Raw genomic sequence first — 18810 nt, 5'->3', positions numbered from 1 at the left:
GCGCCTTTCAGCACCGCTACAGCTTACGTTGTACAACGCATCCGAGATCGTCGGGGTGTCCTGCACATCACAAGAACACACCGATCGGCGTCAAGATTCCAACATCGACGGCGGAGTACGGGAAGCCCTTTTCCGTGGGTGTCCCGGGTGGTGGGCCGACAGATCGGTGTCAATGCCACGTAGTTGACGGCGAGTTGGCCCGCGAGACACCGCGGGGCCCGCCGGACGGGTCCGGCGGGCCCTGCTGACGACGGGGTCCGACGTCGTTGGAAGTGGGATGTGCCACATCCGGGCCACGGACCGTGGAGCGCGGCCCGCGGTGCACACCCGGCGGTCCGGCGCACCGCGCCGAGGCCGCCCGGGGGCTACTTCCCCGTGAACTTCTCGTACTCCTTGAGCACCTCGTCGGTGGGGCCGTCCATGCGCAGTTCGCCGCGCTCCAGCCACAGCACACGGTCGCAGGTGTCGCGGATGGACTTGTTGTTGTGGCTCACCAGGAAGACGGTGCCCGCCTCCTTGCGGAGCTCGCGGATGCGGTCCTCGGAGCGCTTTTGGAACTTGCGGTCGCCGGTCGCCAGCGCCTCGTCGATCATCAGTACGTCGTGGTCCTTGGCCGCGGCGATGGAGAAGCGCAGCCGGGCGGCCATACCGGAGGAGTAGGTGCGCATGGGCAGCGTGATGAAGTCGCCCTTCTCGTTGATCCCCGAGAAGTCCACGATCTGCTGGTAGCGCTCCTTGATCTGCTCACGGGACATACCCATCGCCAGACCGCCCAGGATGACGTTGCGCTCGCCGGTGAGGTCGTTCATCAGGGCGGCGTTGACACCGAGCAGGGACGGCTGCCCGTCGGTGTACACCCTGCCTCGCTCGGCGGGCAGCAGGCCCGCGATGGCCCGCAGCAGCGTCGACTTGCCCGAACCGTTGGAGCCGATCAGGCCGATGGCCTCGCCCCGGTAGGCGGTGAAGGTGACACCCTTGACGGCGTGCACGGTGCGCACACCGCGTTCCTCGCGGCGCCTCATGATCCGGCTGAGCGCCGCGGTGGCGGAGCCGCGGCCGGTCCTGCCGCCGTTGACGCGGTAGACGATGTGCAGCTCGTCCGCGATGACGGTGGGGACGCGGGGCCCCGTACCCTGCTCAGCCACGGCCGTACCGCTCCTCGGCCTTCCAGAAGTACACGAAACCACCGCCCGCGACGAGCACCGCCCAGCCGAGCGCGACCGCCCAGACGTGCGGTGGCAGGTTCGATGAGCCGTAACCGTCGATGAGCGCGTAGCGCATCAGGTCCATGTAGACGGCGGCCGGGTTCCACTGGAGCACGTCGGCGATCCAGCCCGGCCTGTCCTTGAGCATCACGGGGATGGAGAACATCACACCCGAGGCGTACATCCAGGTGCGCATCACGAACGGCATCAACTGGGCGAGGTCGGGGGTCTTGCTGCCCAGCCTGGCCATGACCAGCGACAGGCCGGTGTTGAACAGGAACTGCAGCACCAGCACCGGGACGATCAGCAGCCAGGACATCCCCGGGTAGCTGCCGAAGGCGATCGTCACCACGAAGAGCACGATCATCGAGAAGAGCAACTGCTGGAGCTGCTGGAGCGCGAAGGAGACGGGCAGCGAGGCGCGCGGGAAGTGCAGCGCGCGGACCAGGCCGAGGTTGCCGGAGATCGCCCGGACCCCCGCCATCACCGAGCTCTGCGTGAAGGTGAACACGAAGACCCCGGTCACCAGGAACGGGATGTAGACGTCGTGCGACATACCGCGGCTGGCCTTGAGGATCAGCCCGAAGATCAGATAGTAGACCAGCGCGTTCAGCAGCGGGGTCGCCACCTGCCACAGTTGCCCGAGCTTTGCCTGGCTGTACTGGGCCGTGAGCTTGGCGCTCGAGAAGGCGAGGATGAAGTGGCGCCGTCCCCAGAGCTGGCCGACGTACTCGAACAGACCGGGCCGGGCGCCGCTCACGGAGAGTCCGTACTTGGCGGCGAGCTCGCCGGGGGACAGCCCGTCGTCGGGAGACGGGGCGGTGCCCACCGCGACACCGGCGTCGTGCGTTGTCTCACTCACAGGCGGAAACTTTCGTCGTCTTCGGCCCGGTCCTCCGGGGCGTGGGCAGAAGCCCGGGGCCGTGGCGTGGGCGGAAGCCGGGGGCCGTGGACACGGCCGGCTGCGTTCAGATCCGAGCTTCTCAGATGATGGGGGGCCGGCCCAGTCGGGTCAGCCGCCACACCGTACGCCACTTCATCGGCCTGCGGGGTCCGCAGGCCGTGGCCCAGCCCTCCCTGAAGCCGCCGAACCACGCCTTGAGCCCGGCGCGCGAGGGCCGCCTGAGCAGCGTCAGCAGCAGCCAGACGCCGAGGTAGACGGGGATCAGGGCGGCGGGGAGGTTGCGGCGGGCCAGCCAGACGCGGTTGCGGGCCACCATCCGGTGGTAGACCGCGTGCCGGGACGGCGCGGTGGCGGGGTGGAAGAGGACCATGTCGGAGCGGTAGTCGATCATCCAGCCCGCGTCCAGGGCCCGCCATGCGAGGTCGGTCTCCTCGTGGGCGTAGAAGAAGTCCCCGGGCAGACCGCCCACGTCGGCGATGACCTGGGTGCGCACGGCGTTCGCACCGCCGAGGAACGTGGTCACGCGCGAGGAGCGCATCGGGTCGGAGGCGCGCAGTCGCGGAACGTGACGGCGCTGGGTGACGCCGGTCTCGGGATCGGCGATGCGGAAGCTGATGATGCCGAGCTCGGGGTCGGCGGCGAATGCCTCGCGGCACAGCTTGGCGGTGTCGTGGTGGGCGAGCAGCCCGTCGTCGTCGAGGAAGAGCAGGACGTCCACGTCGAAGGGGCCGGACCGGGCACCGGCGCCGGTGGGGGGCCGCCCGGCGGCGCCCGGCCGGTCCGAGCCGGCCGTGCCGCCCGCGCCCGGCGTGCTCGCCGTACCGCCCGCGACCGCCGCGCCGCCCTGGAGGGGGCTGCCGGCGGGTGCGGCCGGGTCCGAGCCGGTGCGGAATGCCTCGATGCCCACGTTGCGACCGCCCGGAATGCCCAGGTTCTCGGGCAGTTCCACGGTCCGTACGGGGCAGGAGAGGCCGGTGACGTCGGGCACCGGTGAGCCGTTGCCGACCACGACCACCTCGACCGGGTCGCCGTCCTGCTTGGCGATCGAGTCGATCAGCGCGCGCAGCTCGGCCGGACGGGTGCCCATGGTGATGATGACCGCACCCACCCTCAGTGGCGTGCTCTCGGTGTCAGGGCTCACGGACGTCCTCACTTCAGCCTGCTGGACGCCAGGATGGAGACCAGGTGGAGCAGGCTCTGCACGAGCGCGATGGCGGCGAGCACGGCGGTGCCGAGCCGGGTGAAGAACAGGTCCCCGCGGACCGCGTCCAGGATCGCGAGAACGAGGATCAGCAGCGAGGCCTCGATGCCGAGGACCAGCCGGTGGAACTTGAGTGCTGCGGCGGCCCTGCGGGCCAGTGCTATGCCGGAGGAGCGGGGCTCACTCGCCGCCTCCTTGACGGGCGGCAGCCCGCCCTGGTGCCGGGCGACGCCGACGAGGTCGGTCTCGGCCTTGATCAGGACGGCACCGAGTGCGGCGAGCGTGCCGAGGAAGGCCCACAGCCAGTCGATGCGCCCGGACCCCCACAGGTCCGCGGCACGCAGGCCGAGGCCGACCAGGACCGCGGCGTCGCACAGGTAGGCGCCGACCCGGTCCAGGTACACCCCGCCGAGCGAGAACTGCTTCTTCCAGCGGGCAATCTCGCCGTCCACGCAGTCGAGCAGCAGGTAGAGCTGGACCGCGACCACGCCGAGCACCGCGCCGGTGATGCCGGGCACCAGCAGCGCCGGCGCGGCGAGGACGCCGAAGAGGGTCATCAGGTAGGTGAGCTGGTTGGGCGTGACCCTGGTGTTCACCAGGTACCGGTCCACCCGCAGCGAGATTTCCCGCATGTACAGGCGTCCCCCCCAATGCTCACCGCTGCGCCGGTCCTTCACCCCTGCGGGGTGAACGACGGGACGGAGTTCAGCTACTGATGGCCTTGGCATAGTCGGCGTATCGGTCCTTGATCTCATGGGTGGACAGGTCGAGGTGTTCGAGGATGGTGTAGCGGCCGGGGCGGGTCTTCGGGGCGAACTCCACCACCTGGATGAACTCGTCCGCCGTGAAGCCGATCTCCTCGGGCAGCACGGGCAGGCCGTGCTGGCGCAGGACGCCGGCCATCTGCCGGGCCATGTCGTGGTCGCCCCGCAGATAGGTGGCGAACGCACCGCCGAGACCGCACTGCTCGCCGTGCAGGGCACAGCGTTTGGGGAACACCAGGTCGAACGCATGGCTGATCTCGTGGCAGGCACCGGACGCGGGCCGGCTGTCACCGGCCACGGACATGGAGATGCCGCACAGGACCAGGGCCTCGGAGAGCGTGGTCAGGAAGTCGTCGTCGCCGACGCCGCCGGGATGGCGCAGTACCGCCTCTGCCGCCTGGCGGGCCATGGCCGCGGCCAGACCGTCGATCTGTTCGCCGGTCTCCCGGTGCGACAGCTCCCAGTCGGCCACGGCGGAGATCTTGCAGATCACGTCCCCGATACCGGCCCGCACGTAGCGCACCGGAGCGTCCCGGATGACGTCCAGGTCGATGACGATCCCTATCGGGTTGGGCACACCGTAGGAACCGCGGCCTGCGTCGTTGTCGAGGGTGGCCACCGGCGAGCACAGCCCGTCGTTGGCGAGGTTGGTGGCCACGGCGACCAACGGCAGGCCCACACGCGCCGCCGCGTACTTGGCACAGTCGATGATCTTGCCGCCGCCGAGTCCGACCACCGTGTCGTAGTGGCCGGCCTTCTTGATCGAATCGGCCAGCCGCACGGCGCCGTCGATGGTTCCGTCTGCGTCGTCGAACCAGTCCGCGCCGGGCAGTGTGGGTGCGAACCGCTCGCGCAGGGCCTGCCCGGACCCGCCGCTGATGGCGAATGCCATCCGTCCGGAGGGGGCGATGCGCTGGTCGGACAGGATCGCGGCAAGGTCGTCGAGCGCGCCGCGCCGGATGTCGACGACGACGGGTGAGGGGATCAGCCTGGTCAGTACCGGCATACGATCTCCCGTCCCCGGGCCAGGTCGTCGTGGTCGTCGATCTCGACCCACGGCACATCGCCGATGGGCGCCACGTCGATCCTGAAGCCGCGGTTCACCAGCTCCTGGTAGCCGTCCTCGTAGTAGAGCTGGGGGTCGCGCTCGTAGGTGACCCTGAGCGCGTCGGCGAGCTCGGGAGCGGCCTCGCCCTCGATGAGGGTGACGCCGATGTACTCCCCGGTGGCCTCGGCGGGGTCCATCAGCTTGGTGATCCTGCGGACGCCCTTGACGGGGTCGGCGACGACCTTCATCTCCTCGTCGGCCAGTTGCTTCACCGTGTCGAGGGCGAGGATGATCTTCTTTTCGCCGTCACGCGCGTCGAGCAGGGTGCGCTCCACGGAGACCGGGTGGATCGTGTCGCCGTTGGCGAGGATCACGCTGTGCCGGACGGCGTCCCGGCCGCACCAGAGGGAGTAGGCGTTGTTCCACTCCTCCGCCTTGTCGTTGTCGATCAGCGTGAGCTCGATGCCGTACCTGGCCTCCAGGATCGCCTTGCGCGCGTAGACGGCCTCCTTGCGGTACCCGACGATGATCGCGGCCTCGGTGAGACCGACCTCGGCGAAGTTGGCGAGCGTCAGGTCGAGCACCGTGGGGCCGTCCTCGGCCTCTATGCCCGCGCGGCCGACCGGCACCAGAGCCTTGGGGAGGCTGTCGGTGTAGGGACGCAGACGCCGTCCGGCGCCGGCCGCCAGCACGAGGCCGATCATGCGGGTTCTCCTTCGTCGTGTACTGCGGGTGCCGCCGAGGAGATCCAGAAGCGGACGCTTTCGGCCAGCACCACGAGGGCCACGAGCACGGCCAGGACCGTGAGCGCGGCGGTGAAACCTGTGGCGGTGAGCACCGCGGCGAGAACGGTGACCAGAAGTGTCCGGCCCTCGTGCCCGCCGATCGAGCGCACCAGCCAGTACGGAGGTGCCCCGGCGTTCCCGCGGATGCGGTACACCGTGTCGTAGTGATGGTAGGCGACGGCGGCCACCAGCCCGAAAGCCGCGGGCAAGGCGCCGTTCACCTCCGCGCGGGCGGCGAGCACCAGGACGGTGCCGTACTCGGCGGCCCGGAAGAAGGGCGGCACCAGCCAGTCCAGGGCGCCCTTGAGGGGCCGCGCGGTGGCGAGTCCGGCGGCGGCGCAGTACACGCAGGCGGCGACGACCGGCCAGGTGTCACCGAAGGGGGTGAAGGCGCTGACCGCGACGACGGCCGCACCGCCGAGCAGGGCGATCGCGGGCGGCGCGAACGACGGGAACCGGGGCGCGAGGCGCTGTGCGGCGGCGGAGAAGGCCGCCGCGAGGATCCCGCGGTCGGCGAGGTCCGCGAGCGCCCCCGCCGCCCGGTCGGTGCGCCGCGCCCGCCTGGTGAGCGAGCGCAGCACCCGGCCCGCGGTGGTGTAACAGGCCGCGAACGCACAGCCGATGAGCAGCACCACCAGCGTGATCCGGGGTGTCGTCGCGGCGGTGAGCACCGCTATCAGCGCCCAGCGCTCGCCGATCGGCAGCACGATCATCCGCCGCAGCCAGACGGTCCAGCCGACGCTGTCGAGCCGGTCCGACAGCGCGGCGGTGGGGCTGGTGTTGGCAGTCGCGTCGTGGTTGGCCTCGTTGAACGAGAAGTCGACGACGTGGCGGCAGGTCTGCAGCACCATCGCACCGAGCGCCAGCGCCCACACGTCGTCGCCTGCCCCCGCGCCGCTGCCGGCCGCCGCGCCGAGGGCGAGTCCCGCGTAGTAGGCGTACTCCTTGGCCCGGTCGAACGTGGCGTCGAGCCAGGCGCCGAGCGTCGAGTACTTCAGCGCGTAGCGGGCGAGCTGCCCGTCGGTGCAGTCGAGCACGAAGGAGCAGAGCAGCAGCACGCCCGCGGCGATGTAGCCGACCCGGGTGCCGGTGGCCGCGCAGCCGGCAGCGATCAGCGCGGTGAGCAGCGACGCCGTCGTCACCTGATTGGGCGTCAGGCCGCGGCGGGCGCACCAGCGGGCCAGGTAGCGCGAGTAGGGGCTGATGCAGAACGTGGTGAAGAACCCGTCGCGCGACTTCACGGCGCTGCGCAGCCGGACGTCTTCCTCGTCGACGGCGGCGACGGCCTGCCGGGCCTCGTTGCGGGCCTGCGGGTCCTCGGGGACGGCGGCGACGAGGGTGCCGAGCTCCGGGCGGTGCACCGGCGTGCCTCCGGCCTCCAGGGCCGCGGTGAGGCGGTCGGTGAGGGCGGTGGCCACGGTGCCGGCGGAGGCCGGGCCTGCCGGGCGCGTCTCCTCCTCGGCGGCCAGGGCGCGCAGGAGCTCCTGGCGGGCGCCGCCCTGGACCGCGACGGCGCCGGGCACCGTGCCGGCCGGGAAGCGGGGGTCGGTCAGGCCGAGCCGCAGGGCGTGCCGGTGGCCGACGAAGCGGGTGTCGACCACGGCCGTGCGCTGTCCTGCCGGGACGTCGGTGAGCAGCGTCCGGACGTCCGCGGTGCCTGTGGCGTGGCGCACGTCGAAGCCGAGTGACCGCAGATCGTCTTCGAGCGATGATCCGGGGACCGGCTGGCCGGTGAGGATGGCGGTCGACAGACGAACTCACTCCTTGGGGGCCGGCGCGTCGGGGCACCGGGGCATGTGCGGGACGGGGGCGCTCCTGGCCGGGACGGCCGGGCGGCATGTCGGCAGAGGCTATCGGATGACGGGAAGAGGGTGTTCACCGGCCGTTCACGCTCCGATCGGCGCAGCCCCGGGCTCCGGCGGGCGGAGGGCGGCCGGGACGCCCCGTTCCCACCACCCGTGCCACCACGCGCGGCCGCGCGCCGCCACTCGGGTGACCCGGCACACCCGGGGCGCCCGGCACATCCGGCACACCCGGGGCCCCGGGACGACGTACGCGGGGACCTGCGTGGGACGGACGCACGCGGGACGGATGCGCACACGGCCGAGGCGGGCGAGCCCGGCGGTCGGCGCCCGCGCGACCCGGCCGGGCCGCCGCGCACGGCGCACGTCGCCCCGGGGCGGGGCGGGGGCCGGAGGGCGGGCGCGGCGGCGGCCGGGGAGCGGGCGCGCGCCAAGGGACCCCGGACGGGACCACGAGGGACTGGAGGAGGTCTCGGCAAGGCTCGAAGGGGCTCGGGACCGCGCAGGCCGGAGGGCGGGGCCGGACGGTCCTTGCCTGGGGCCGGGCCCGGACCGGGGCGCGGGCGATTCGCCGGGTCCGGCATAGTCTGGCGCCCATGACGTGGCTTATCACCGGCGGAGCCGGCTACATCGGGGCCCATGTGGTGCGGGCCATGACAGGCACGGGCGAGCGGGTGGTCGTGCTCGACGACTTCTCGACGGGGGTGCGCGAGCGCCTGGCGCCCGAGGTCCCGGTGGTCCGGGGCTCCGTCTCGGACGAGGGACTGCTGAAGCGGCTGTGCTTGGAGCACGGGGTGACGGGCGTGGTGCACCTCGCGGCGCACAAGCAGGTCGGCGAGTCCGTGGAGCAGCCGCTGCGGTACTACCGGGACAACATCGGTGGCCTCGCCGCGCTCCTCGAAGCGGTGGCGGCGGCCGGGATCACGCGGTTCGTCTTCTCCTCCTCCGCCGCCGTCTACGGCAATCCCGATGTGAACCTGATCACCGAGGACACGCCCTGTGCCCCGATGAACCCGTACGGGGAGACCAAGCTCGCCGGTGAGTGGCTGGTCCGGGCCGCGGGCCGGGCGCACGGCATCCGGACGGCCTGTCTGCGCTACTTCAACGTCGCGGGGGCGGCCGAGCCCCGGCTCGCGGACACCGGCGTGTCCAACGTCATCCCGATGGTCTTCGACCGGCTCACCCGCGGCGAGGCCCCCCGGATCTTCGGTGCCGACTACCCGACGCCGGACGGAAGCTGCGTCCGTGACTACATCCACGTCGCCGACCTCGCCGACGCCCACCTGGCGGCGGCCCGCCTGCTCGCCGGCACCGGTGCGGGCGACGCCCCGGGCGCGGACCTCAGCAGGGGGGCGCACGGCGCGGACGGCGGGGGCGATCTCACGGTGAACATCGGACGCGGCGAGGGCGTGTCCGTCCGGGAGCTGATCGGCCTGATCGGCGAGGTCACCGGCGACACCCGTCCGGCCCTGGTCGAGGCCCGCCGCCCGGGCGACGCACCGCGGGCCGTGGCGGCCGCGGACCGGGCCGCCGAGGTGCTGGGCTGGCGCGCCCGGCGCGGCGTGCGCGAGATGGTCGAGTCCGCCTGGCAGGGCTGGCTCCAGCACCACCCGCAGGCCGCCGCCCGATGATGCCGCGCCCGGCGGCAGACACCCGCCCGGCGCTCTGACCTGCACTTCGTTTGCGCAGGTCAGAACAGTGACAACGGTGTTCAGTACCGAGTTGCCCGGTATCGCCGGGGCGTAGTTCACTGAAGAGCGTCGGGCAGGTCGTGGACGACGGGTCGACCGAGGCGGAGGAAGCGCGCATGGGGGCTGGGCACGATCACGGGCATGCGCACGGCGCCCACACGGGTACCGCGGCGCAGGCCTACCGCGGGCGGCTGCGGATCGCACTGTCGATCACGCTGGTCATCACGCTCGCGGAGATCGCCGGCGGTCTGCTGGCCGACTCGCTGGCCCTGATCGCGGACGCGGCGCACATGGCCACCGACGCGCTCGGCCTCGCGATGGCGCTGCTCGCGATCCACTTCGCGGCCCGCCCGCCGACCGGCAGGCGTACCTTCGGCTACGCCCGTGCGGAGATCCTGGCGGCCCTCGCCAACTGTCTGCTGCTGCTCGGCGTCGGCAGTTACGTGGTGTACGAGGCGGTCGCCCGCTTCCTCACCCCCGCGGAGACCACCGGCGGCCTCGTGGTGGCCTTCGCCCTCTTCGGCCTCGTCGCGAACATGGTCTCGCTGACGCTGCTGATGCGCGGACGGCAGGAGAGCATCAACGTCCGCGGCGCCTTCCTGGAGGTGGCCGCCGACGCACTGGGCTCGGTGGCGGTGCTGATCTCGGCGGCGGTGATCCTGACGACCGGCTGGCAGGCCGCCGACCCGATCGCCTCGCTGGTGATCGCCGTGATGATCGTCCCGCGGACCGTGAAGCTGCTGCGCGAGACGCTGAACGTCCTGCTGGAGGCCGCGCCCGAGGACGTCGACATGGCCGATGTGCGCGCCCACATCCTGGCGCTGCCGGGCGTGGAGGACGTGCACGACCTGCATGCCTGGACGATCACCTCGGGCATGCCGGTGCTGTCCGCGCACGTGGTGGTCAGCTCCGACGCCCTCACGGACCCGGGACACGAGCGGATGCTGCACGAGCTGCAGAACTGCCTCGGCCACCACTTCGACGTCGAGCACTGCACCTTTCAACTGGAACCGGGGGGCCACGCGGAGCACGAGGCGGGCCTCTGCACCTGAGCCGCGCCCCCGCCACGCCAGGGTGCTCGGGTGCACCGGGGCGCGCGCCCGCGGGACGCCTGCCCCGGGATACGCCGGGGTGCCCCATGGTGCCCGCGGGGCAGCCGCCGGGGGCGCGCGCAGGCGCCGCGCCGCGCCCTGCTCGCACGGCCCGGGGCCGGACCGCGCGTGCGCGTCCACGGCCCGGCCCCGGACGGTTCCGGGCCGGGGCCGGAGGGCAGGATCAGGGCTCCTGCCACGCCGGGAGCCCGCCGCGGAGTCCGCGCTTGCGCTGCCGGCGCGGCGGGACATGCGGGGACCCGGCCGGTACCGGGAGTGTCGGCACCGTACGGCAGACTTGAGGTTCGAGAACGAGGCGAAGGATGGGTATGCCTATCACACCTGCCACCGCGGACCACCGTTCACCGAACGGATCCGCCGACGCGATCCTGCTCGAGCTGGTCGACGAGGACGGCACCACGATCGGCACGGCGGAGAAACTCGCCGCCCATCAGCCACCGGGCCGGCTGCACCGGGCGTTCTCGGTGTTCCTCTTCGACGCGGCGGGCCGGTTGCTGCTCCAGCAGCGTGCGCTCGGCAAGTACCACTCCCCCGGTGTCTGGTCGAACTCCTGCTGCGGCCATCCCTACCCCGGCGAGGCCCCCTTCGCGGCCGCCGCCCGCCGCACCCAGGAGGAGCTGGGGGTGTCCCCCTCGCTGCTCGCCGAGGCCGGCACGGTCCGCTACAACCACCCGGATCCGGCCTCCGGCCTCGTCGAGCAGGAGTTCAACCACCTGTTCGTCGGCCTGGTCCAGCAGAGCCTGCGGCCGGATCCCGCGGAGATCGGCGCGACGGCCTTCGTGACCGCCCCTGAGCTGGCCGGGCGGCATGCTCAGGACCCGTTCTCCGCCTGGTTCATGACCGTGCTGGACGCGGCACGGCCCGCGATCAGGGAGCTGACCGGCCCGGCCACCGGCTGGTGAACCATCCCCTCGGCGGCCCGCCGGCGGCCCTGGCCCCGGCCGGGCGTCGGGGGGCGCAGGGGCAGCGCGGCCCAGATGATCTTTCCGCCGTTCGCGGTCTGCGCCACGTCGCACACACCGCCCGCCTCCCGGGCGATCTCGCGGACCAGCAGCAGCCCGCGGCCGCCGGTCTGCCCGTGGTCGGCGATCAGAGCGGTGGGGCGGTAGGGGTGGTTGTCCTCGACGGAGACCCGCACCCATTCGGAGCCCACCCCGACCTCTACGGCCACTATCGGCGAGAGCAGCGCCGCGTGCCGTACGGCGTTGGTGACCAGCTCGGAGACGATCAGCAGCAGCCCGTGCAGCACCTCGTCGGCCGCCGGGACGCCCTGCCGGGCCAGCAGCTCGCGCACGGCGTGCCGGGCCTGCGGCACCGAGGCGTCGACGGCGGGGGCGGTGAAGCGCCAGACGCCCTCGTACGGACGGGCGGCGGTCCTGCCGCCCGCCGGCCCGGGTGGTGCTCCCCCGCTGCCCTGGGGGCGTGGAAGGTCTCTCCACCCGTCGCTGTCCATCGTCAGGTCGCCGTCCTTACGCTCGGTTGTCAGCACACCCCGAGTGTTGGGAACGCAGGCCGCACTCACGGATGACTGCACAGAACTCGGCGGGTATCGACGGGATTCGACCGTCACCGCCTGGCAGGGACGGCACAGCGACCGGTCCTGCCCTTCTTCCACCCGGTTGCGGTCTTTTTCAGGTTGTACGGGTATTGATCACGCTCTGTAACGCCCACGCGGGGCGGGCCGCCGCCCGTGGCGGCCCCCGGAACACCGGAGTGCCGGACGGGTACGCCGCGCACGGCCTAGCATCCGGGGCATGGAGCCCCAGTTGCTGCACAGCGTCGAGTCCGGCGTCGCCACCGTCGTCATCCACCATCCCGCCAAGCGGAACGCGATGACCCCGGCCATGTGGCAGGCTCTGCCGCCGCTGCTGGACAAGCTCGCCGCCGACCCGGAGGTGCGCGTCCTCGTGCTCACCGGCGACGGCGGCACCTTCTGCGCGGGCGCGGACATCTCCTCGCTGCGGGCGGCCGCCGGTGCGGGACCGGACTCCATGGGGCCGCAGCAGCTCGCCGTGCTCGCCGAGGAGGCGCTCGCCGCCTTCCCCCTGCCGACGCTGGCCGCGGTACGCGGTCCCTGCGTGGGCGGCGGCTGTCAGCTCGCGGTGGCGTGCGACCTCAGGTTCGCGGACGAGAACGCACTCTTCGGCGTCACCCCGGCCCGCCTCGGTGTGGTCTACGCCCCGTCCGCCACCCGCAGGCTGGCCGATCTGGTCGGCCCCGCCACCGCCAAGTACCTCCTGTTCTCCGGTGAGTTGGTCGGCGCGGAGCGTGCGCTGGGCATGGGCCTCGTCAACGAGGTGCTTCCGGCGGACGCGTTCGGCGGACGCGTCGACGCCTTCGCCCGGATCCTCGCGTCGCGCTCGCAACTGACCCAGGTCGCGGCCAAGGAGTTCCTCGCGGGACGGACGGACCGGGCCGCCCACTGGGCCGAGCAGGCGCGGGTCGGCGGGGAGACGGCGGAGGGGGCGGCCGCCTTCCTGGAGCGCAGGAGTCCGCGGTTCCCCTGGCGTCCGGCCGGGTGAACGCACGGCCCGCACGACACGCGCAGAGCCACACCCGTGCCCGCACCCGCACCGGCGCGGACACGGGCACGGGCACGGGCACCCACACCGTCCGCAAGCCCCGGCGTCCCCGCCCGCGAACCGCTACCGCCACCGCCACACCCACCAGCGCCACGACCGGTCCAGGCACCACGACCACCCCGCACACCGCGAACGGCCCAGGCACCACGACCGCCCCGCACACCGCGGCCGCCAGCCGGACGGGGCAGGCGGGTTCCCCCTCATACTGACCGGTCGGTAACGTGCCCGCATGACCACCACCACACCGCCCGACCGTGCCGGCCGCCGCTGCCACAACGTCGTCAATCCGCTGCACTCGGCGCACTACTTCTCCCCCGACCTCGCTCGGGAGCTGGCCGCCCTGGGCGTCGAGGCCCCCGGCGCGGCCTACTTCGCGGTGCGCGCGGCCGCGTTCGGCCCGGTCGGTGCGGGCACGGTGACCGCCGCGTTCTACAACTTCAAGCACGAGCTGGTCGCCCGGCACCTGCCCGCGCTGTGGCGGACCGCGACCGTGGAACAGGTCCTCGCGGCACGCCTGCGCGCCGTGGACGCCACCTTGCGGCGGCTGCTCGGCGCCGAGGCGGTGGCCTCGGCGGCGATGGCGGAGGCGGCCTCGCTCGCGCTGCGCGCCACCGAGGGCTGCACGCCCCAGGGCCGGCCCCTGTACGCGGCCCACGCGGACCTGCCGGTGCCCGGAGAACCGCATCTCGCCTTCTGGTACGCGGCCACGCTGCTGCGGGAGCACCGCGGCGACGCGCACCTGGCCGTGCTGCTGGCCGCCGAGCTCGACCCCGTCGAGGCCCTGCTGAGCCACACGGCCACCGGCAAGGGCATGACGCCCGCCTGGGTGCTGCGCACCCGCGGCTGGAACAGCGCGGAGTGGGACGCGGCGGGCGAACGGCTGCGGGGGCGTGGACTGCTCGGCCCCGAAGGCGAACTGACGGCCGAGGGCGTCCTGCTGCGGCGCGGCATCGAGGCGGAGACCGACCGGCTCGACCGCGGCCCGTACGAACACCTGGGCGCCGCAGGGGTCGAACGCCTCACCGAACTCGCCACCGGCTTCCTCATGCCCGCGCTCAGCGCCGGGGCGTTCCCTGAAGGCATGTTCGGCAGGTGACGAGGTACCCGTGTCCTGTCCGCCGGAGCCCGGTGCCCCGGCGGCCAGTTGGAGAAGTGGAGAAAGAAGAGGAAAAACGACGGAAGGGGACATCCGTGTTGCGCGCCATAGCCGATGTACTGCGACAGATCGGCGCGACCCTGGCGGCGGTGGTGACGCTGCCGTTCCGAGCGGTCGCCCGCCTGTTCGGCGGCGTGGCCGGCGCCGGCCGCGGCGGCCGGACCCGCCGGATCTGACGCGTCCGGCCGCGCACCGGGCCCGGCGGCACGCGAGTGTGTGCCCTGGGCCCGAGCTGTCGGTGCCGCCTGCCACAATTGCCGCGCAACCTCAGTGGAGAAGGCGGTACGGGATCGTGACGACACCCGCGGCACCCCAGGCAGGGTCCATCGAAGGCAGGATCGCCGAGGAGCTCGGCGTACGGGAGCGGCAGGTGAAGGCGGCCGTCGACCTGCTGGACGGCGGTTCGACGGTGCCCTTCATCGCCCGCTACCGCAAGGAAGCCACCGACATGCTCGACGACGCGCAGTTGCGCACCGTCGAGGAGCGGCTGCGCTACCTGCGGGAGCTGGAGGAGCGCCGCACCGCGATCCTCGACTCGGTGCGCGAGCAGGGCAAGCTCACCGAGGAGGTCGAGGCGCAGATCCGCTCGGCGGACACCAAGGCGCGCCTGGAGGACATCTACCTGCCCTTCAAGCCCAAGCGGCGTACCAAGGCCCAGATCGCGCGCGAGGCGGGTCTGGAGCCGCTCGCCGACGGCCTGCTCGGCGATCCCTCGGTGGAGCCGTCGGCCGCCGCAGCGGCCTTCGTCGACGACGGCAGGGGCGTGCCCGACACGGCGGCCGCCCTGGAGGGCGCGCGTGCGATCCTCGCCGAGCGCTTCTCGGAGGACGCCGACCTGATCGGCGAGCTGCGCGAGCGGATGTGGACCCGCGGACGGCTGGTCGCCCGGGTGCGGGAGGGCAAGGAGGAGGCGGGCGCCAAGTTCTCCGACTACTTCGACTTCGCCGAGCCGTTCACCGAGCTTCCCTCGCACCGGATCCTGGCGATGCTGCGCGGCGAGAAGGAGGAGGTCCTCGACCTCGTCCTGGAGCCGGAGGAGGCGTCGGACGAAGGCACCGCAGGCCCCGCGGCGACCTCGTCGTACGAGCCGCTCATCGCCTCCAGGTTCGGTATCGCCGAGCGCGGCCGGCCGGCGGACAAGTGGCTCCAGGAGACGGTGCGCTGGGCCTGGCGCACCCGCATCCTGGTGCGCCTCGGCCTCGACCTGAGGATGCGGCTGCGCACCGCCGCGGAGGACGAGGCGGTGGGCGTCTTCGCGGCGAACCTGCGCGACCTGCTGCTGGCGGCTCCCGCCGGCACCCGCGCGACGCTCGGCCTCGACCCCGGATTCCGCACCGGTGTCAAGGTCGCCGTGGTGGACGCCACGGGCAAGGTGGTCGCCACCGACGTCATCTACCCGCACGTCCCGCAGAACCGGTGGGACGAGTCCATCGCCAAGCTGGAGAGGCTGGCCAGGGAGCACGCGGTCGAGCTGGTGGCGATCGGCAACGGCACGGCGTCCCGCGAGACGGACAAGCTCGCCGGTGACCTGATCTCCCGCCACCCGGAGCTGAAGCTCACCAAGGTGATGGTCTCGGAGGCCGGTGCCTCGGTGTACTCGGCCTCGGCCTTCGCCTCGCAGGAGCTGCCGGAGATGGACGTGTCGCTGCGCGGCGCGGTGTCCATCGCACGCCGCCTCCAGGACCCGCTGGCCGAGCTGGTGAAGATCGACCCCAAGTCGATCGGCGTGGGCCAGTACCAGCACGACCTCTCCGAAGTGAAGCTGTCGCACTCCCTCGACGCGGTCGTGGAGGACTGCGTGAACGGCGTCGGCGTGGACGTGAACACCGCCTCGGCGCCGCTGCTCGCCCGGGTCTCGGGCATCGGCGGCGGACTCGCCGAGAACATCGTGGCGCACCGCGACTCCCACGGCCCCTTCCGCTCCCGCAAGGCCCTCAAGGACGTCGCCAGGCTCGGCCCCAAGGCGTACGAGCAGTGTGCGGGCTTCCTGCGCATCCGCGGCGGCGACGACCCGCTGGACGCGTCGAGCGTGCACCCCGAGGCATATCCGGTGGTGCGCAGGATGGTGCAGAAGACCGGCGGCGACGTCGCCTCGCTGATCGGCAACACGGGCTCACTGCGCTCGCTTCGCCCGGACGAGTTCGTGGACGACACCTTCGGCCTGCCGACGGTGACGGACATCCTGCGCGAGCTGGAGAAGCCGGGCCGCGACCCGCGTCCGGCCTTCAGGACGGCCGCGTTCAAGGAGGGCGTGGAGAAGATCTCCGACCTGGCGCCCGGCATGGTGTTGGAGGGGGTCGTCACCAACGTCGCGGCCTTCGGCGCGTTCGTGGACGTCGGGGTGCACCAGGACGGCCTGGTGCACGTCTCCGCGATGTCCAGGACGTTCGTGAAGGACCCGCGGGACGTCGCCAAGCCCGGCGACATCGTCAAGGTGAAGGTCCTCGACGTCGACATCCCCCGCAAGCGGATCTCGCTGACGCTCCGGCTCGACGACGAGGCGGCCGCCGGCGCGTCCTCCCCCGCGGGCGGCGGGCGGCAGCGCGGGCCCCGGCAGGGAGGCGGCCGGCAGGGCGGCACCCGGCAGGGCGGGGCGCGGCAGGGCGGCCAGCAGGGGCGCGGGCGCCAGGGGGCGCCGGCGCCGGCCAACAGCGCGATGGCCGACGCGCTGCGACGAGCCGGCCTGGTGGACCCCCGCCGCAAGTGACGTCGGCCCGGTGCCGCGGTGCCGCCGGCCGGGCGGTCGGCGGCACCGGGCTCCGGGCCCCGCACCGGCGCCCGGGCGGATGCGGGGCGGCGGGCTCAGAGTTCGGTGAGCCCGCCGGCGGCGACCTCGATGCGGCGGGTGGTGCGGACCGCGTCGAGCATGCGGCGGTCATGGGTGACCAGGAGGAGCGTGCCCTGATATCCGGCGAGGGCGGACTCGAGCTGTTCGATGGCCGGCAGGTCGAGGTGGTTGGTCGGCTCGTCCAGGACGAGGAGGTTGACGCCGCGGCCCTGGAGCAGCGCAAGTGCGGCGCGGGTGCGTTCGCCCGGTGAGAGGGTCGCGGCCGGGCGCAGCACGTGGTCGGCCCTCAGGCCGAACTTGGCCAGCAGGGTGCGCACCTCGGCGGGCTCGGTGCCGGGCACCGCGGCACGGAAGGCGTCCAGCAGCGCGTCGGGGCCGTGGAACAGCCCGCGTGCCTGGTCCACCTCGCCGACCACCACTCCGGCGCCCAGTGCCGCGTGCCCCGCGGTCAGCGGCAGGCGGCCGAGCAGCGCGCCGAGCAGGGTGGACTTGCCGGCACCGTTGGCACCGGTGATCGCGACCCGGTCCGCCCAGTCGATCTGGAGCGACGCGGGGCCGAGGACGAAGTCGCCGCGGCGCACCTCGGCGTCCCGCAGGGTGGCGACCACGTCACCGGAGCGGGGCGCCGCCGCGATCTCCATGCGCAGCTCCCACTCCTTGCGGGGCTCCTCGACTGTGTCGAGCCGCTCGATGAGGCGCTGGGTCTGACGGGCCTTGGCGGCCTGCTTCTCGCTCGTCTCCGTGCGGTGCCTACGGGCGATCTTGTCGTTGTCCGTGGCCTTGCGGCGGGCGTTCCTGACGCCCTTGTCCATCCAGGCACGCTGCATCCGGGCCCGGCCCTCCAGCGCGGCCTTCTTGTCCGCGTACTCCTCGAAGTCCTCGCGGGCGTGCCTGCGGGCCGTCTCGCGCTCCTCCAGATAGGCCGCGTAGCCGCCGCCGTAGAGGTTGACCTGCTGCTGGGCGAGGTCGAGTTCCAGCACCCTGGTGACGGTGCGGGTGAGGAACTCGCGGTCGTGGCTGACCACGACCGTGCCGGCGCGCAGGCCGCCCACGAACCGCTCCAGGCGTTGCAGGCCGTCGAGGTCGAGGTCGTTGGTGGGCTCGTCCAGCAGGAAGACGTCGTAACGGGAGAGCAGCAGCGAGGCGAGCGAGGCGCGGGCGGCCTGGCCGCCCGAGAGGGCCGTCATCGGGCTGTCGAGGCCGATACCGAGGCCGAGTGACTCCGCCGTCTCCTCGGCTCGTTCGTCGAGGTCGGCACCGCCCAGGCCGAGCCAGCGCTCCAGAGCGGTCGCGTAGGCGTCGTCGGCGCCCGGGGCACCCGCGACCAGCGCCTCGGTGGCTGCGTCCATGGCGCGCTGTGCCTCGGCCACGCCGGTGCGCCGGGCGAGGAAGGCGCGGATGCTCTCACCGGGGCGCCGCTCGGGCTCCTGGGGCAGGTGTCCGACGGTGGCGGTGGGCGGCGACAGGCTTCGCGCGCCCTGTTCGGGGGTGTCGAGGCCGGCGAGCAGGCGCAGCAGCGTCGACTTGCCGGCGCCGTTGGCTCCGACCAGGCCGATCACGTCGCCGGGCGCGACGACGAGGTCGAGCCCGGAGAAGAGCAAGCGGTCGCCGTGCCCCGCGGCGAGGTCCTTGGCGACAAGTGTGGCAGTCATCAGGGAGCCGATCTTAGCGACCGGTGCGCCGGGGTTTCCGCCCGTTTTCCGCCTGCCCCCGCACGGGCCGCCCCGGGGTCCGTGCGGGGGCAGGCGGGCGTGCTGACCGGCGGCGACGGT

15 protein-coding genes and 1 pseudogene are annotated in these 18810 nt (G+C 72.9%); 7 read left to right on the top strand and 9 right to left on the bottom strand.

The features are described from left to right. Positions 1-365 precede the first annotated feature (365 nt). From IE313_RS20895 to IE313_RS20860, 7 genes are all read right to left on the bottom strand, one after another. Positions 366-1145: an ABC transporter ATP-binding protein gene (locus IE313_RS20895; RefSeq protein WP_189934435.1), complete on the bottom strand. Its 780-nt coding sequence runs from the start codon at positions 1143-1145 to the stop codon at positions 366-368. Beyond that, positions 1138-2067, bottom strand: coding sequence for an ABC transporter permease (locus tag IE313_RS20890; protein ID WP_189934433.1), 930 nt, complete (start codon positions 2065-2067; stop codon positions 1138-1140). The genes IE313_RS20895 and IE313_RS20890 overlap by 8 nt, the downstream gene beginning before the upstream one ends. A gap of 121 nt (positions 2068-2188) precedes the next feature. Beyond that, positions 2189-3196, bottom strand: a complete 1008-nt coding sequence (locus tag IE313_RS35340; RefSeq protein ID WP_229924820.1) for a glycosyltransferase family 2 protein — start codon at positions 3194-3196, stop codon at positions 2189-2191. 62 nt (positions 3197-3258) lie between these two features. Beyond that, positions 3259-4038, bottom strand: a complete 780-nt coding sequence (locus tag IE313_RS20875) for a CDP-alcohol phosphatidyltransferase family protein (RefSeq protein ID WP_189934430.1) — start codon at positions 4036-4038, stop codon at positions 3259-3261. Next, on the bottom strand, positions 4016-5080 hold the full coding sequence (locus IE313_RS20870) for an iron-containing alcohol dehydrogenase family protein (protein ID WP_189934428.1): 1065 nt from the start codon (positions 5078-5080) through the stop codon (positions 4016-4018). The genes IE313_RS20875 and IE313_RS20870 overlap by 23 nt, the downstream gene beginning before the upstream one ends. Next, a complete protein-coding gene (locus tag IE313_RS20865; protein ID WP_189934426.1) occupies positions 5068-5826 on the bottom strand; it encodes a phosphocholine cytidylyltransferase family protein in 759 nt (252 codons plus the stop codon). Before IE313_RS20865 ends, IE313_RS20870 begins: the two co-directional genes overlap by 13 nt. Beyond that, entirely contained in the window at positions 5823-7658 is a 1836-nt protein-coding gene (locus IE313_RS20860; protein ID WP_189934501.1) for a DUF5941 domain-containing protein, read from the bottom strand. Before IE313_RS20860 ends, IE313_RS20865 begins: the two co-directional genes overlap by 4 nt. 647 nt (positions 7659-8305) lie before the next feature. On the opposite strand from IE313_RS20860, the gene IE313_RS20855 reads away from it, so the two are divergent. The 3 genes from IE313_RS20855 (at position 8306) to idi (ending at position 11414) form a co-directional block, all read left to right on the top strand. Next, positions 8306-9340 (top strand): NAD-dependent epimerase/dehydratase family protein, encoded by a 1035-nt coding sequence (locus tag IE313_RS20855; protein ID WP_189934424.1) that lies wholly within the window; start codon positions 8306-8308, stop codon positions 9338-9340. Positions 9341-9516: 176 nt separating this feature from the next. Next, entirely contained in the window at positions 9517-10452 is a 936-nt protein-coding gene (locus IE313_RS20850) for a cation diffusion facilitator family transporter (RefSeq protein ID WP_189934422.1), read from the top strand. A gap of 368 nt (positions 10453-10820) precedes the next feature. Continuing rightward, positions 10821-11414, top strand: a complete 594-nt coding sequence (gene idi / locus IE313_RS20845; protein ID WP_189934420.1) for an isopentenyl-diphosphate Delta-isomerase — start codon at positions 10821-10823, stop codon at positions 11412-11414. Positions 11415-11464: 50 nt separating this feature from the next. Here idi and IE313_RS20840 read toward each other — a convergent pair. Further along, positions 11465-11965 (bottom strand): annotated as a pseudogene (locus IE313_RS20840) (ATP-binding protein); the annotation flags it as partial. A 301-nt stretch (positions 11966-12266) separates the two neighbouring features. Between IE313_RS20840 and IE313_RS20835 the strand changes: the two are divergent. The 4 genes from IE313_RS20835 to IE313_RS20820 all read left to right on the top strand — a co-directional run bounded on the left by IE313_RS20835 (position 12267) and on the right by IE313_RS20820 (position 16957). Next, a complete protein-coding gene (locus IE313_RS20835) occupies positions 12267-13034 on the top strand; it encodes an enoyl-CoA hydratase/isomerase family protein (protein ID WP_189934418.1) in 768 nt (255 codons plus the stop codon). A 289-nt stretch (positions 13035-13323) separates the two neighbouring features. Continuing rightward, a complete protein-coding gene (locus IE313_RS20830; protein ID WP_189934416.1) occupies positions 13324-14190 on the top strand; it encodes an SCO6745 family protein in 867 nt (288 codons plus the stop codon). 95 nt (positions 14191-14285) lie between these two features. After that, positions 14286-14426 carry an LPFR motif small protein gene (locus IE313_RS20825; RefSeq protein WP_268256722.1) on the top strand — a complete coding sequence of 47 codons (141 nt, stop codon included), beginning with the start codon at positions 14286-14288 and terminating at the stop codon, positions 14424-14426. Positions 14427-14542: 116 nt separating this feature from the next. Further along, positions 14543-16957 (top strand): Tex family protein, encoded by a 2415-nt coding sequence (locus IE313_RS20820; RefSeq protein WP_189934414.1) that lies wholly within the window; start codon positions 14543-14545, stop codon positions 16955-16957. Positions 16958-17052: 95 nt separating this feature from the next. Here the strand turns inward: IE313_RS20820 and IE313_RS20815 are convergent, their stop codons facing one another. Further along, the gene (locus IE313_RS20815; RefSeq protein WP_189934412.1) at positions 17053-18690 is read right to left on the bottom strand and encodes an ABC-F family ATP-binding cassette domain-containing protein; all 1638 of its coding nucleotides are present in this window, start codon (positions 18688-18690) and stop codon (positions 17053-17055) included. Positions 18691-18810 lie beyond the last annotated feature (120 nt).

This window comes from Streptomyces sulfonofaciens (genome assembly GCF_014656295.1).
GTDB classification, from domain to species: domain Bacteria; phylum Actinomycetota; class Actinomycetes; order Streptomycetales; family Streptomycetaceae; genus Streptomyces; species Streptomyces sulfonofaciens.
The sequence above is the reverse complement of the archived record's forward strand: the minus strand, read 5'-3'. Positions and strand labels throughout refer to the sequence as shown.